This window comes from Kitasatospora sp. NPDC001540 (assembly GCF_042894345.1).
Taxonomy (GTDB): Bacteria; Actinomycetota; Actinomycetes; order Streptomycetales; family Streptomycetaceae; genus Kitasatospora; species Kitasatospora phosalacinea_C.
The window spans coordinates 99433-113088 of the sequence record NZ_JBIAVO010000014.1 but is presented as its reverse complement, the minus strand read 5'-3'; the positions used below and the strand labels follow the sequence as shown (position 1 = coordinate 113088).

The 13656-nt window shown below is 74.3% G+C and carries 10 protein-coding genes and 1 pseudogene; 9 read left to right on the top strand and 2 right to left on the bottom strand.

The window, feature by feature from the left end; genetic code table 11:
* Window positions 1–217 precede the first annotated feature (217 nt).
* From ACFY00_RS18720 to ACFY00_RS18685, 8 genes are all read left to right on the top strand, one after another.
* A complete protein-coding gene (locus tag ACFY00_RS18720) occupies window positions 218–802 on the top strand; it encodes a hypothetical protein (RefSeq protein ID WP_388032598.1) in 585 nt (194 codons plus the stop codon).
* Between the two features lie 463 nt (window positions 803–1265).
* Window positions 1266–3737, top strand: a complete 2472-nt coding sequence (locus ACFY00_RS18715) for a hypothetical protein (RefSeq protein WP_388032597.1) — start codon at window positions 1266–1268, stop codon at window positions 3735–3737.
* 148 nt (window positions 3738–3885) lie between these two features.
* On the top strand, window positions 3886–4902 hold the full coding sequence (gene pstC / locus ACFY00_RS18710) for a phosphate ABC transporter permease subunit PstC (RefSeq protein WP_388032596.1): 1017 nt from the start codon (window positions 3886–3888) through the stop codon (window positions 4900–4902).
* 13 nt (window positions 4903–4915) lie between these two features.
* Entirely contained in the window at window positions 4916–6151 is a 1236-nt protein-coding gene (gene pstA, locus ACFY00_RS18705; protein ID WP_388032595.1) for a phosphate ABC transporter permease PstA, read from the top strand.
* 89 nt (window positions 6152–6240) lie between these two features.
* Window positions 6241–7956 carry a substrate-binding domain-containing protein gene (locus tag ACFY00_RS18700; protein ID WP_388032594.1) on the top strand — a complete coding sequence of 572 codons (1716 nt, stop codon included), beginning with the start codon at window positions 6241–6243 and terminating at the stop codon, window positions 7954–7956.
* Window positions 7957–8020: 64 nt separating this feature from the next.
* Complete coding sequence (locus ACFY00_RS18695) at window positions 8021–8944, top strand: sortase (protein ID WP_388032593.1); 924 nt, start codon at window positions 8021–8023, stop codon at window positions 8942–8944.
* A gap of 35 nt (window positions 8945–8979) precedes the next feature.
* Window positions 8980–9870, top strand: a complete 891-nt coding sequence (locus ACFY00_RS18690) for a phosphate ABC transporter ATP-binding protein (RefSeq protein WP_388032592.1) — start codon at window positions 8980–8982, stop codon at window positions 9868–9870.
* A 113-nt stretch (window positions 9871–9983) separates the two neighbouring features.
* Complete coding sequence (locus tag ACFY00_RS18685; RefSeq protein ID WP_388032591.1) at window positions 9984–10535, top strand: YceI family protein; 552 nt, start codon at window positions 9984–9986, stop codon at window positions 10533–10535.
* Between the two features lie 55 nt (window positions 10536–10590).
* On the opposite strand, the gene ACFY00_RS18680 is transcribed toward ACFY00_RS18685, so the two are convergent.
* The gene (locus tag ACFY00_RS18680; RefSeq protein WP_388032590.1) at window positions 10591–11280 is read right to left on the bottom strand and encodes a hypothetical protein; all 690 of its coding nucleotides are present in this window, start codon (window positions 11278–11280) and stop codon (window positions 10591–10593) included.
* Window positions 11270–11868: pseudogene (locus ACFY00_RS18675) on the bottom strand (SigE family RNA polymerase sigma factor). The gene ACFY00_RS18680 and the pseudogene ACFY00_RS18675 overlap by 11 nt, the downstream one beginning before the upstream one ends.
* A 140-nt stretch (window positions 11869–12008) precedes the next feature.
* On the opposite strand from ACFY00_RS18675, the gene ACFY00_RS18670 reads away from it, so the two are divergent.
* Window positions 12009–13448, top strand: coding sequence for a dihydrolipoyl dehydrogenase family protein (locus tag ACFY00_RS18670; protein ID WP_388032589.1), 1440 nt, complete (start codon window positions 12009–12011; stop codon window positions 13446–13448).
* The last annotated feature ends 208 nt before the right edge of the window (window positions 13449–13656 follow it).

Sequence of the window (13656 nt, the reverse complement as noted above, 5' to 3'; positions counted from 1 at the left end):
AGCACCCGCCGCCCGTCCCGAGCCCCCCGGCCGGGACGGGCGGCGGCCCGTGACGCCACCACCCGCAGCCGGATCAGCGCGGGTGCGCAGAGAACTGCACGAGCACCCACCGAACAGCACGAGCACGCAGAAAGCAGCACGAGCAAGCAGCACACCCCACGCGCCGCCACGCACCACGCGCCGGGTGCCGCCGGGCACCCCGTCCGAAGGAGCCACGATGTCCCGTCACGCCGTCCGGATCGCCGCCGCGGTCGCCGGTCTCGCCCTCGCCGCCACCGCCGCGTCCGCCACCTCCGCCTCCGCCGCCCCGGCGACCGGCAGCGCGGTGATCCACGAGAGCAACGACTTCTTCCAGCAGGCCGCCCAGGCCGGCATCGTGGCCGTCCCGCTGCCCACCGCCACCGCGGGCTACGACCCGGCCAGCGGACTGTCGGCGAGCTTCCCGGTGACCGACGGCGACGGTCGGATGAACAACTTCTTCGGCGGGGTCAGCCTCGGTGGCGGCCTGCTGTTCGTCGACGCGCGGACCGGCAGCGCGGTCTCCTTCCACAAGCTGGGCTTCGCCTTCGACACCTGGGCCGTCACCGCCGTCCCGGACGGCTCCAGCACCCCGGTCGCGCTGTTCGACCCGGCGGGCAACAACTCGATCACCAGCAGCGGCAGCACCCAGAACCTGACCGCCGACGCACTGGTCCTGGACGCCGAGGGCGCCCAGTACCTGGACGGCAAGCTGCACACCACCTTCTTCACCGCGGGCCAGAGCATCGGCTCCTTCGCGCTCTCCTACACGCCCGCCGCCTGACCGCACCCGCAACCGCCCCGGAACGCGGGGCCCCCGTACCGCCCGACCGCCCGACCGGCCACCGGTCGGGCGGTACGCGTACGCGGGGGCGTCCGCGGTGGCGGACCCGCCGCCGGGGGTGGTTCCGGCCGCGCAGGACATCGCGGGGCGGGAGCCGGCACCCCCGCCGGGCCGATGAACCGGCTCTCGGGCGACTGCTGCAACGACCTTGCCCGCAGGCCCCGACTCCGGGCGGTGCCGTTTCCTGACGGACCGCCAGTTCCCTTGATTCGAGCACTAATTGGGGCCTCGTACACCTGGAGGTCAGTGGGCGGCCAGACGCGACTGGCCGAATATCGTCGGAGCCGCCGACCGGTCGCTCCGCTCCCTGTCATCCGTGCGTGCCCGGTCCGGCGCGCCGTCGCCCGGAGGTGCTGCACCGATGAGAACCCGCCCGTGGGGGCCGAGAACCGGATCGCGTCCGTTGAAGGCCTACTCGGCGGCCGTGCTGGCCTGGACGGTGGCCGCCGCCGTCGTGTTCCTGCCGCTCGGCGGCCCGGGCGTCCAGCCCGCCTCGGCGGCCTCCGGGACGACGGTGGAGGGTCCGGCCCGGTTCGATCCCGACACCTGGACGGACGGGCCGAAGGGCACCGTCACGGTCTCGCAGGTCAACGACCTCAGGAACCAGGTGGTGCACGTCAGTTGGACGGGCTTCACGCCGACCGTCGACGTCATGGGCAAGCCCGTCGACGTGGTCGAGGTGCACGACGGCGCCGCCAACTACGCGGTGCGGATCTACCAGTGCCGCGGCGAGAACCCCGACGTCACCGACTGCTACGGCTCCTCCCTGTACGGCGGGGAGGTCTCCAAGGGCTTCCTGCAGCCCACGCCGGCAGCCGGGACGTCCCCGGAGTTCCCGTCGAACATGGTCATCGCGGCCACCCGCCCCGACGGCACGGGCGAGGCGGACATCGAGCTGTGGACCGCGCAGCAGAGCCAGGGCCTCAACTGCGACCCGACCCACAAGTGCTCCCTGGTGGTGGAGCCGAACTACGGCGGGGACTCGCTCGGTGCCAACAGCTACCCGGACGTCGTGATCAACTGCGACGACCACTCGCTGGACCTGGACGACTTCTTCCACACCGCCACCGACGGCTCGTTCCTGCTCAGCCCGAGCGAGACCAACTGGACCTCCGGTGAGTCGTGCGCCTGGAAGCGGCACGTCACCATCCCGCTGAACTTCGCCCAGACCCCCAACTCCTGCGCCGCCGGGAGCACCGACTTCTCCGCGATCGGCCTGGAGATGGCCGACCGGGCCGTCCAGCAGTGGCGCACCGGCAGTTGCCTGGAGAGCGAGCCGCTGCGGGTGCAGTACTCCGTCGGCAACGGCGAGCCGCAGGCCCGCTCCGCCTTCCTGCGCCGCTCCGGTGCGGACGTCGCCCTGACCTCCGTCCCGGACCGCAACACGCCGACCCGGCCCTACGTGTACGCGCCGCTCGCCAACGGCGCGGTCTCGGTGGTCTTCGTCGTCGACGACGGCGCCACCCGCCGACAGGTGCACCGGCTGCGGCTCAACCAGCGACTGCTGGCGAAGATGCTCACCCAGACGTACCGCTACTACAACGCGGACGACACCGACACCGTCCGGGGCAACCCGCTCTGCCTGTTCGACGACCCGGAGTTCCGCCGGCTCAACGCCGACGTCGCGACCGGCGTGACCTGGCCCGGCTGCGGCAACACCGCGAACACCGCGCCGGTGGTCGTCGGCGGCACCACCGACCTGGTGTACCGGCTGACCGAGTGGATCGCCGCCGACCCGGACGCCGCCCAGTTCCTCCAGGGCGCCCCCGACCCGTGGGGCACCCACGTCAACACCAAGTTCCTGCCGTCGGCTTACGGCGGTTACCCGACCGACGTGTTCCGGACGCTGGACTACTCCGGCCTCAACAACCACAAGCAGTACGAGTGGAACCCCGTGCTGGGCGGCCTCGGCCAGGTGCTGCGGATGACGCTGCAGAACCAGCTGTCCTGCCAGTTCCCCTACACCAACAGCGCGGGCCAGCACGACAAGTGCCTCGCCATGGTGCCCGGCAAGCGCTCGCTGTTCGCCGTCATGGACAGCGGCGACGCCCAGGCGATGAGCCTGCCCGAGGCCGAACTCCCCAACCCGGCAGGCGCGTTCACCACACCGACGATCACCTCGATGCAGGCCGCCGCGAAGGACATGCCCTTCGACGAGGCCACCGGCACCCAGCAACTGCCGTACGACGACGACAACTCCGCCTACGCGAAGGACCCGAAGGCCTACCCGCTGACCATGGTGCAGTACGCCATGCTGCCGACCGAGGGCCTCGGCCAGGCCAAGGCCGCCGCGGTCAGCAGGTTCGTGCGCACCGTCACCGACCCCGGCAAGGGGCAGGTCTACGGCCGGGCGCCGGGTCAACTCGCGGTCGGCTACGCGGCCTTGACCAAGGCCCAGAGCGCCCAGGCGAAGGCCGCCGCCGACCACGTCGCCGCACAGGACGGCGGTACCCCCAGCAAGCCCGCCGACACCGGCGGTGACGGCGACGGATCGGCCTCCGGCGCCAACGGCGCCGGCAGCGGCGGGAGTTCCGGCGGCATTGGGGGCTCCGTCGGCGGTACGGACGGCGGTACGGGCGGTGGCGTCGACGGCGGCGCCGGGACGGCCGGAGGCGGCAACGCCGTCCAGGCCGGGGCCGCGGCCTCCGGCAAGCCCAGCGGCAGCGCCTCGCCCGGCCTCGCCGCCGCCCCGGTCGGGGAGGCGGCGGCCGACCGGGCCGGGATGGCCCGGCTGCTGCTGCCGGTGATCCTCGCCACCGGCGCCGTCCTGCTGGTCGGCGGCCCCGCCGCACTGTTCCTCGGCGGCACCCCCGCCGGGGCGAACCTCCGCCGCGGCGCCGGACGGGCCTGGTCCCGGCTGCTCCGCCGCGGCTGACGCCCCGCCCCGCTCCACCCCGCCCCGCCCCGACCAGACCCGGCCCGACGTGCCGGACGGGCGCCCCGCGCGCCCGTCCGGCCGCCACCGGCCGCCACCGGTCCGTCCCGGACACCCGAGAACCCTCACCGCGCGGAGAGTTGAGCCCATGACAGCCGCCGTCCAGCCGACGGACACCCGCGTCCCGCCGCCGACGTCCGACCCCGACCGGCCCCGCCGGATCAGCGCCCCCGCCTCGCCCGCCGACCGGGCCTTCCGCGGTGTGCTGCGCGCCGCCGGGCTGTCGGTGTTCGTGCTGATGGGGCTGATCGCCTTCTTCCTGCTGCTGCGCGGCACCGAGGCGCTGCGCGCCGTCGGCTGGTCCTTCCTCACCGAGCAGAACTGGCGCACCGCCGCCCACACCTTCGGCATCGCCGCCGTCCTGCCCAACGGCATCCTGATCGCGCTGATCGCGCTGTGCATCGCCGTCCCGGTCTCGCTCACCGCCGCGCTGTTCATCTCCGAGTACGCGCCCGTCCGGCTGCGCCCGGCGCTGATCTCGCTGGTCGACCTGATGGCCGCGATCCCGAGCATCGTGTACGGGCTGTGGGGCCTGTTCTTCCTGCAGCCGCGCTTCGTCGGGCTGTGCCGCTGGCTGGCCAACCACCTCGGCGGGCCGCTGCCCTTCCTGCGGGTGCGCGGCGGCGACACCCCGACCTCGTACACCTCCTCGACGTTCATCGCGGGCACCGTGGTCTCGCTGATGATCATCCCGATCATCACCTCGCTCAGCCGCGAGGTGTTCTCGCAGGCCCCGGCGGGCGAGCGGGAGGGCGCCTACGCGCTCGGCTCCACCCGCTGGGGCATGGTGCGCACCGTGGTGCTGCCGTTCGGGCGCGGCGGCGTGATCGGCGCCGTGATGCTCGGCTTCGGCCGCGCGATGGGCGAGACCATCGCCGTCGCGCTGATCATCTCCCCGGTGTTCCGGATCTCCTGGCACGTGCTGGAGAACGGCGGCGGATCGATCTCCTCGCTGATCGCGCTGCGCTTCAGCGAGTCCGACGGCCTGTCGCTGTCCGCGCTGATGGCCGCCGGCCTGGTGCTCTTCTCCCTCACCCTGCTGGTCAACGTGGCCGCCGGGTTCGTCATCAGCCGGTCCCGGTCCGGCGCCTCGACCTCGGACTGACCGGAGGACACCGATGCACCCCACACCCCCGCACACCGCGCACACCGCGCAGACCGCGCACACCGCGCACACCGCGCAGACCCCCGACCTGCCCGAGCAGCGGCGGATCAAGCTCGGCGGCACCACCCGCGAGGAGGTCCTCACCATGCTCGGCGCGGGCGCCGGCTCGCTCGCCCTGGACTGGCTGCTGTACGAGCGGGTGCTGCCGCTCAGCGGCGCGTTCGGCTTCCTGCTCTGCTGGTACCTGCTGTTCCTGGCGCTGTACACCCTGGTCGGACGGCTCCAGTGGGACGCCCTGACCGTCCGCGAACGCCTCGCCACCGCGCTCGCCTGGAGCTCCGGCCTGCTGGTGCTCGCCGTCATCGTCGAGCAGATCGGCTACGTCGCGGTCCGCGGCCTGGACGCCGCCCGGCACTGGAACTTCTTCACCGAGACCATGCGCACCACCGCCCCGCTGTCGCCGATCACCTCCGGCGGCTGCCTGCACGCCGTGGTCGGCTCGCTCGAACAGCTCGGCCTGGCCACGCTGTTCTCGGTGCCGCTGGGCGTGGTCACCGCGGTCTTCCTGGTCGAGACGGGCACCAGTCGGCGCAGCGCCCGCTTCGTCACGCCCGTCCGGGTGCTGGTCGAGGCGATGACCGCCCTGCCGTCCATCGTGGCGGGCCTGTTCGTGCTCGGCGTGGTCATCCTCACCCTGGGCGCGGAGAAGAGCGGCCTGGCCGCCTCGCTCGCCCTGACCGTGATGATGACGCCGATCGTCACCCGCGCCGCCGAGGTGGTCGTCCGCCTCGTCCCCGGCACGCTCAAGGAGGCCTCCTACGCGCTCGGCGCCGGCCAGTGGCGCACCGTCCGGCACGTGGTGCTGCCCACCGCCCGGCCCGGCCTGACCACCGCCGTGGTGCTCGGCATGGCCCGCGGCGTCGGCGAGACCTCCCCGGTGCTGCTCACCGCGGGCTTCACCGCCCGGATGAACCTCGACCCGCTGCACGGCAACCAGGCCAGCCTGCCGCTGTACGTCTGGAACTACGTCAAGCAGCCCTACCCCGACATGGTGGCCCGGGCGTTCGCCGGGGCGCTGACCCTGATGGCCGTGGTGCTGGTGCTGTTCGTCACCGCCCGCGTCCTGGGCCGCCACCGCGCACCCACCGAGCGGCGGGCCCGCCGCCCGCTGCGCCGGGCCCGCACCACCGCGGCCGCCCCCGTACCCGCCCCCGTACCCGCGCCCGTCCTGGCGGTGGAGAGCCGATGAACCGTCACAGCCCCGGCCGACAGAGCCGACAGAGCCGACAGAGCCGTCACAGCCGTCCCGGCCGTCAGCAGAGAAGGAAGACCCGTCCCGTGCGACTCCGCCACCTGGCCTCGGCGCTGCTGGCCGCCGCGCTGGCCCTGCCCACCGTGCTGCTCGGCGCGGCCCCCGCCCGCGCCGCGACCTCGCTGAGCGCGGACGGCTCCAGCTGGGCCGGTCCGGCGATCGACCAGTGGCGGCGCGACGTCGGCCCGATGGGCATCGAGATCGACTTCAACCCGGTCGGCTCGGCGGCCGGCCGCGTCCAGTGGGCCAACGGCCAGGACGACTTCACCGCCTCCGACGTGCCGTTCCGCAGCAAGGCCGACAGCGGCGTCGACCCGAAGCAGGCGGGCAGCTACCTGGGCCAGGCGGAGAACCCGCGGTACGGCTACTCGTACGTGCCGATCACGGCGGGCGGCACCGCGCTGATGTACCACCTGGAGCTCGGCGGCAAGAAGGTCACCGACCTGCGGCTGTCCCCGGACACCATCGTCGGCATCTTCACCAACAGGATCACCTCCTGGGACGACCCGAAGATCACCGCCGACTACGGCAAGGCGCTGCCGAAGGTCCCGATCACCCCGGTGGTGCGCTCCGACGGCTCCGGCGCCACCGCCCAGTTCACCCGCTGGATGCAGCACACCCACAAGAGCGAGTGGGAGGCGTACTGCACCAAGGTCAACGGCGTCACCTGCGGCGACTACACCGAGTTCTTCCCGCCCTCCGGCCGGATGACCGCGCAGAACGGCTCCGACGTGGTCGCGGGCTACATCCAGTCGCCCACCGGCATCGGCGCGATCGGCTACGACGAGTACGCCTTCGCCAAGCGCAGCAACTGGCCCGTGGTCAAGGTGCTCAACCCGGCCGGGTACTACACCCTGCCGACCGCCTCCAACGTCGCGGTGGCGCTCACCGCCGCGAGGATCCGCGGCGTCGACGACAGCACCTCCCCGAACGACCCGGACTACCTGCAGCAGAACCTCGACGGCGTCTACACCAACAACGACGCCCGCTCCTACCCGATCTCCTCCTACAGCTACCTGATCGTGCCGCGCTCCGGGGCCGAACTGCCCGTGACGCCGCGCTTCAACGAGGCCAAGGGCAACGCGCTCAGTCGCTACCTCGCCTACGTGCTGTGCGCGGGGCAGGGCGAGGCCGACGACCTCGGCTACTCGCCGATCCCGCGCAACCTGGTGCGCGGCGGTCTGCTGCAGACCCAGCACATCCCCGGCAACGCCAGCCCGGTCGATCCCAACACGCTCGCCAACTGCCCCAATCCGACCTTCAATTCGGCCGGTGAGCTGACCGTGCTGAAGAACGCGCCGCAGCCCTCCCCCTGCGACAAGGCGGGCAGCCCGCTGAACTGCACCGTGCAGAACGGCCAGGCGGTCAAGGCCGGTTCCGGCTCCGGCTCCGGCAGCGGTGGTTCGGGCTCTGGTGCCAACTCCGGCTCCGTCGGCGGTGGTTCGGGCTCCGGTGCCAACTCCGGTTCCGAAGGCGGTGGTTCGGGAGGCGCCGTCTCCGGCTCCGGGGACGGGGGCGCCGCGGTGATCGACCCGCAGACCGGTGAGCTGGTGGACTCCGGTGCCGGTGGCGGCGGTTCGGGCTCCGGCGCCGCCCCCGCCCAGGTGGTCGCGCTCGGCGGACGGCCGCAGGACTGGGTGCTGTCCTCGCTCACCGCGCTCGAACTGCTCGGCGTGGTCACCGTCCCCCCGCTGCTGGCCGCCTGGTGGCGCCGCCGCGACCGGACGGCGGGCAGCCGGTGAACCCCGTCCCGAGCGTCCCGACCACCCCGACGACCGCAGGCGCCGCACCCGAGGAGAGCAGCAGATGACCGCGCCCGCCCTGGAGCGGCCCCCCGCCGACCCGTCCGCCGATCCGTCCGCCGCGCCCGCGCCGTCCGCCCCGGTGGCCGCCGGAGCGGGCCCGGCCGCCGCCGGGCCGCGCCGGAGCCCGCTGCTGGTCGCCGCCCGGGCGGCGACCCTGGCCGCCGGGCTGCTGCTCGGCTTCGCCGGGTACCTGCTCGGCCTGTCCGACCTGCAGGAGGCCCACCACCAGTCCACCGCGTACGCCACCCTCCGCGACCGGCTCGCCACCGCCACCGCCCCGACCGGCCCGACCGAGGACGGCGCGCCGCTGGCGGTCCTGGACGTCCCGGCGATCGGCCTGCACCGGGCCGTCGTGGTCGAGGGCACCAGCGGACGCGACCTGATGCGCGGCCCCGGTCACCGGCGCGACACCGTCCTGCCCGGACAGCCCGGCGTGGCCGTCCTGTTCGGCCGCTCCACCGCGTTCGGCGCCCCGTTCGCCGACCTCGGCAGGCTCGCGGTCGGTGACCGGATCGAGGTCACCACCGGCCAGGGAACCTTCCACTACACCGTCAACACCCGCGGCGACGGCGACCACCCGATCAAGGACCCCGCCCCCAACCGGCTGGTCCTGGTCACCGGCGACTCCGACTGGATCCCCACCAGCACCGTCCTGGTCGGCGCCCGGCTCGACGGCGACCCCGAACCGGCCGGCGCGAAGCGGCCCGCCGGCACCGCCACCGACAAGGTGCTGGCCGCCGACAAGGGCGCCCTGCCCGCGCTCCAACTCTGGTCGCTGGCCCTGCTGCTGGCCGTCGCCGCGGCCGCCGTCACCGCCCGCCGCTGGCAGCGCACCGCCACCTACCTGTGCTTCGCGCCGGTGGTCGCCGCGCTGCTCTGGTCGGTGTACGAGAACGCCGCCGCCCTGCTCCCCAACGTCTACTGACACCCTCCGGCACCCCGGGAAAGGACCGCCCGCCGATGACCGAGACCGCCCACCCCCCCTTCCCCGCCCAGAAGTCCGGAGCACAGGACGACCCGCCCACGGTGCCGCTGCCGCCCGTCCCGGCCGACCCGGCCGACCCCGCACCGCGCGCCCTGTCCGGGCTGGAGACCCGCGAGGTGACCGCCTGGTTCGGGCAGCGCAAGGTGCTCGAACGGGTCTCCTTCACCATGCGGGCCGGGGAGATCACCGCCCTGATCGGCCCGTCCGGCTGCGGCAAGTCCACCTACCTGCGGATCCTCAACCGGATGCACGAGATGGTCCGCGGCGCCGCCCTCGCCGGAGAGGTCCTGCTGGAGGGAGAGGACGTGTACGCCCCCGGCCGCCGCCCCGCCGAGGTGCGCCGCCGGATCGGCATGGTCTTCCAACGCCCCAACCCGTTCCCCGCCATGTCGCTGTACGACAACGTGGTCAGCGGGCTCAAGCTCTCCGGCATCAGGGCGAGCCGCGAGGAACGCGACCACCTGGTCGAGTCCAGCCTGCGCCGGGCCGGGCTGTGGGACGAGGTCAGCAACCGGCTCGGCACCCCCGGCGGCGCCCTCTCCGGCGGCCAGCAGCAGCGCCTGTGCATCGCCCGTTCGCTCGCGGTCTCCCCGGAGATCCTGCTGATGGACGAACCCTGCTCCGCCCTCGACCCCACCTCCACCCGCCGCATCGAGGAGACCATCGCCGAACTGCGCCACCGGGTCACCATCGTCATCGTCACCCACAACATGCAGCAGGCCCAACGCGTCTCCCAGTCCTGCGCGTTCTTCCTCGCCACCCACGACACCCCCGGCCGGATCGTCGAATCCGGCCCCACCGAACGCCTCTTCACCGACCCCGCCGACCCGCGCACCGCCGACTACGTCAACGGCCGCTTCGGCTGAGCCCGCTGACCGCGTGTCACGCCGGGCGCGCGGCGGCGCAGCGCCTAGCGTGGGCGGGGGACCGGCCGCCCCGGCCCCCGCACCCGTACCGCCACGAGGAGAGAGCGCAGACCATGACCGTCAGCCTGCCCGAGCTCACCGGGGACTACGTCCTCGACCCGACCCACACCCGGATCGGGTTCGTCGCCCGCCACGCCATGGTCACCAAGGTGCGCGGCGCCTTCCACCAGTTCGAGGGCACCGCCCACCTGGACGGTGCCGACCCGGCGAAGTCCAGCGGCCAGGTCGTCATCAAGACCCAGAGCATCGACACCGGCGTCGAGCAGCGCGACCAGCACCTGCGCACCAACGACTTCCTGGACGCGCCGAACTTCCCCGACATCACCTTCCGCACCACCGGGGTCGAGCAGAAGTCCGACACCGACTACCGGGTCACCGGCGACCTCACCATCAAGGACACCACCAAGCCCGTCAGCATCGACTTCGAGTACACCGGCAACGCCGTCGACCCCTACGGCAACCTGCGGGTCGGCCTGGAGGGTTCCGTCACCATCAGCCGCAAGGAGTTCGGCGTCACCTGGAACGCCGCCCTGGAGGGCGGCGGCGTGCTGGTCGGCGACAAGGTGGTGCTCGAGTTCGACGTCTCGGCGATCAAGCAGAGCTGAGCGCACGCACGGAGGTCGCCCCCGACCGCGTCCGGTCGGGGGCGACCTCCACGCGTCAGTGCCGCAGCGACGACGTCATCGCCTCGGCGATCAGGTCGGCGCGCTCGACCTCCGTCAGCTGCCGGTTCATCTCCTCGATCAACAAGCCCCCGAACTCCCGGACCCGGCCGTCCGAGTCGGCCCAGAGGACGTACCACCGGTCCGCCGGACTGACGGACGAGTCCACGAAGTCGCTGACGAGGATCACCGAACCGTCGGGCCGCTTCACCCGCACGCAATTGGTCGCCGCCCGGCCGTCGCGCGTGTAGCAGGCCGTCGGGTCAGGGCCGTCGGCCACCCGGCCGTCGTCCAGGACGAACTCGTTGGTGCGGACCTTGACCTTCGTCCCCGGGAGGTGCGATTCACCAGGGTGGGGAGGCTCCGGCTGGGAGCCGGTCGGCAGCTTCACGGCCAGTTCGGCGGCGACCTTCCGGACGGAGTCGTCCGCGGTGTTCCCGGTCGGGGCGGCGGCCGGTCCGGCCGCGGCGGCCGTGCGGCCGTCCGGCAGGTGCCCGACGACCGCGCCCGTCGCGCCCAGCGCCAGCACCGTCAGCGCGCCGGTCAGCGCGAGGCGGTGGCGCCGGTGGCGGCGGCCGGAACGGCGGGCGGCGGCGGCGAGGCGGCCGTCCGTGGTGGTGGGGGCGAGCGCGGCCGCGTCGTCCAAGGCCAGGGCCAGGGCCGCGGTCAGTTCGTCGTCAGTGGGCATGGTGCAGTACCGCCTTGTCGGAGTCGTGGGTGGACGGGAGGGGGGCGGAACGGCCGGTCAGGGTGTCCAGGTCGGTGCCGAGGACCGCCCGCAGCCGGGCCAGCGCCCGCTTGGTGCGGGTGCGCACCGCGCCGTCGCTGATCCGCAGCACCCCGGCGCTCTCCTCGACGCTGCGGTCCTCCCAGACCGCAGCACCAGCACCGCCCGGTCCGCCGGGGCCAGCGCCGACAGCGCCCGCAGCAGCGTCAGCCGCAGCGCCGGGTCCGGGTCGTCGACCCCGGTCTCCGGCAGCACGTCGGTGACCCGCTCGGTGGTGGAGCGCCGCCGCCGGTGGGACAGGAAGGTGTTGACCAGGACGGTCTGCGCGTACCCGCTCGGGTTCTCCAGCCGGGAGATCTTCCGCCACTTCAGGAAGACCCGGCCCAGCGCCTCCTGCACCAGGTCCTCCGCGAGGTGCGGGTCCCCGCCGGTCAGCAGGAACGCCGTCCGCAGCAGGTGCCGCGCCCGGAAGGCGACGAACTCCTCGAACTCCGTTGCCCGCGGCGGCCCCTGGCTCTCCGGCCCGGCCCGCTTCGATGAGTGATCCATGCCCTGGTAACGCATCGGCCCCGACGCTACGTGACACCCCGCCCGGCCGGGGACCCCGGGCCGGTGGCGGCCGTGCGGCAGGATGGGGGTGACGGGCCGTCACCGGGCGGCGGGGCGAACGGAGAGGACGGTGGACGCGGATGGGCGCCGAGGACGGCAGCTACGACTACGACCTGGTGGTGATCGGCGGCGGCCCCACCGGGGAGAACCTCGCCGACCGGGCGCACGCCGGTGGGCTGAGCGTGGCCCTGGTGGAGGGCGAACTCGTCGGCGGCGAGTGCTCGTACTGGGCGTGCATGCCCAGCAAGGCGCTGCTGCGCCCGGGCGCCGCGCTCGCCGGGGCCCGGCGGGTGGCGGGCGGCCGGGAGGCCGTCACCGGGGAGCTGGACGCGGCCGCCGTGCTGGCGCGCCGGGACGCCTTCGCCTCGCACTGGCACGACGACGGGCAGGAGCGGTGGCTGGCCTCGGCCGGCATCGACCTGGTCCGCGGGCACGGGCGGCTGGACGGCGAGCGGAGGGTCACCGTCGACACCCCCGGCGGCGGGCGGCGCACCCTCACCGCCCGGCACGCCGTCGCCGTCTGCACCGGCACCCGCGCCGCCCTCCCCGACCTGCCCGGCCTGGCCGGGGCCCGGGTGTGGACCAGCCGCGAGGCGACCTCCGCGAAGTCCGTCCCCGGGCGGCTCGCCGTGGTCGGCGGCGGCGTCGTCGCGGTCGAACTGGCCACCGCCTGGCGCTCCCTGGGCAGCGAGGTCACCCTGCTGGTGCGCGGCGGCCGACTGCTGGAGCGCACCGAGGAGTTCGCCGGACAGCTTGTCTCGGACGGCCTGCGCGCCGCCGGGGTCGACGTCCGGTTCGGGGTGTCGGTGACCGCGCTGCGGCGCGAACCGGACGGCACCGTCCTGCTCGACCTGGGCGACGGCACCCGGCTGCCCGCCGACGAGGTCCTGTTCGCCACCGGCCGCCGCCCCGCCACCGCCGACCTCGGCCTGGAGACCGTCGGACTCGAACCCGGCGGCTGGATCGACACCGACGACACCGGCCGCGCCACCGCCGTCCCCGGCGGCTGGCTGTACGCCGCGGGCGACGTCAACCACCGCGCCCTGCTCACCCACCAGGGTAAGTACCAGGGCCGGGTCTTCGGCGCCGTCATCGCCGACCGCGCCGCCGGCCGCCCCCTCGACCTCGCCCCCTGGGGCCGCTCCGTCGCCACCGCCGACCACGCCGCCGTCCCGCAGGTCGTCTTCGCCGACCCCGAGGTCGCCGCCGTCGGCCGCACCCTGCGCGAGGCCGAGGACGCCGGGCTGCGGGTGCGCGCCGTCGACTACGAGCTCGGCGACGTCTCCGGCGCCGCCCTGCACGCCGACGGCTACCGCGGCCGGGCCCGCGCCGTCGTCGACCTCGACCGGGAGGTGCTGGTCGGCGTCACCTTCGTCGGGCCCGACGTCGCCGAACTGCTGCACTCCGCGACCGTCGCCGTGGTCGGGGAGGTGCCGATCGCCCGGCTCTGGCACGCCGTCCCCGCCTACCCCACCGTCAGCGAGGTCTGGCTGCGGCTGCTGGAGGCGTACCGGGGCTGAGGCAGGGTCAGCGGCCCTCGCCGTGCCGGGCGCCGGGCGGCGGGCGGTGGGCGGAAAATCCGTTGCGCGGTGATTCGGCCGGGTCCTACCCTGGCGTGGGCGGGGCCCCCCCCCGCCCCCCCCCCCGGGGCGCCCGCGGGGGCGCCGGCCCCCCCCCCCGGGGGGGCCCCCGGGCCACCCCCCCCCCCCCCCCCCCCCCCCCCCCCCC

What these genes read in the sequence shown, in the direction of transcription:
- ACFY00_RS18720 (WP_388032598.1), top strand. Translation starts at nt 218, where the DNA reads ATGTCCCGTCACGCCGTCCGGATCGCCGCCGCGGTCGCCGGTCTCGCC.
- pstC (WP_388032596.1), top strand. Translation starts at nt 3,886, where the DNA reads ATGACAGCCGCCGTCCAGCCGACGGACACCCGCGTCCCGCCGCCGACG.
- pstA (WP_388032595.1), top strand. Translation starts at nt 4,916, where the DNA reads ATGCACCCCACACCCCCGCACACCGCGCACACCGCGCAGACCGCGCAC.
- ACFY00_RS18695 (WP_388032593.1), top strand. Translation starts at nt 8,021, where the DNA reads ATGACCGCGCCCGCCCTGGAGCGGCCCCCCGCCGACCCGTCCGCCGAT.
- ACFY00_RS18690 (WP_388032592.1), top strand. Translation starts at nt 8,980, where the DNA reads ATGACCGAGACCGCCCACCCCCCCTTCCCCGCCCAGAAGTCCGGAGCA.
- ACFY00_RS18685 (WP_388032591.1), top strand. Translation starts at nt 9,984, where the DNA reads ATGACCGTCAGCCTGCCCGAGCTCACCGGGGACTACGTCCTCGACCCG.
- ACFY00_RS18680 (WP_388032590.1), bottom strand. Translation starts at nt 11,280, where the DNA reads ATGCCCACTGACGACGAACTGACCGCGGCCCTGGCCCTGGCCTTGGAC.
- ACFY00_RS18670 (WP_388032589.1), top strand. Translation starts at nt 12,009, where the DNA reads ATGGGCGCCGAGGACGGCAGCTACGACTACGACCTGGTGGTGATCGGC.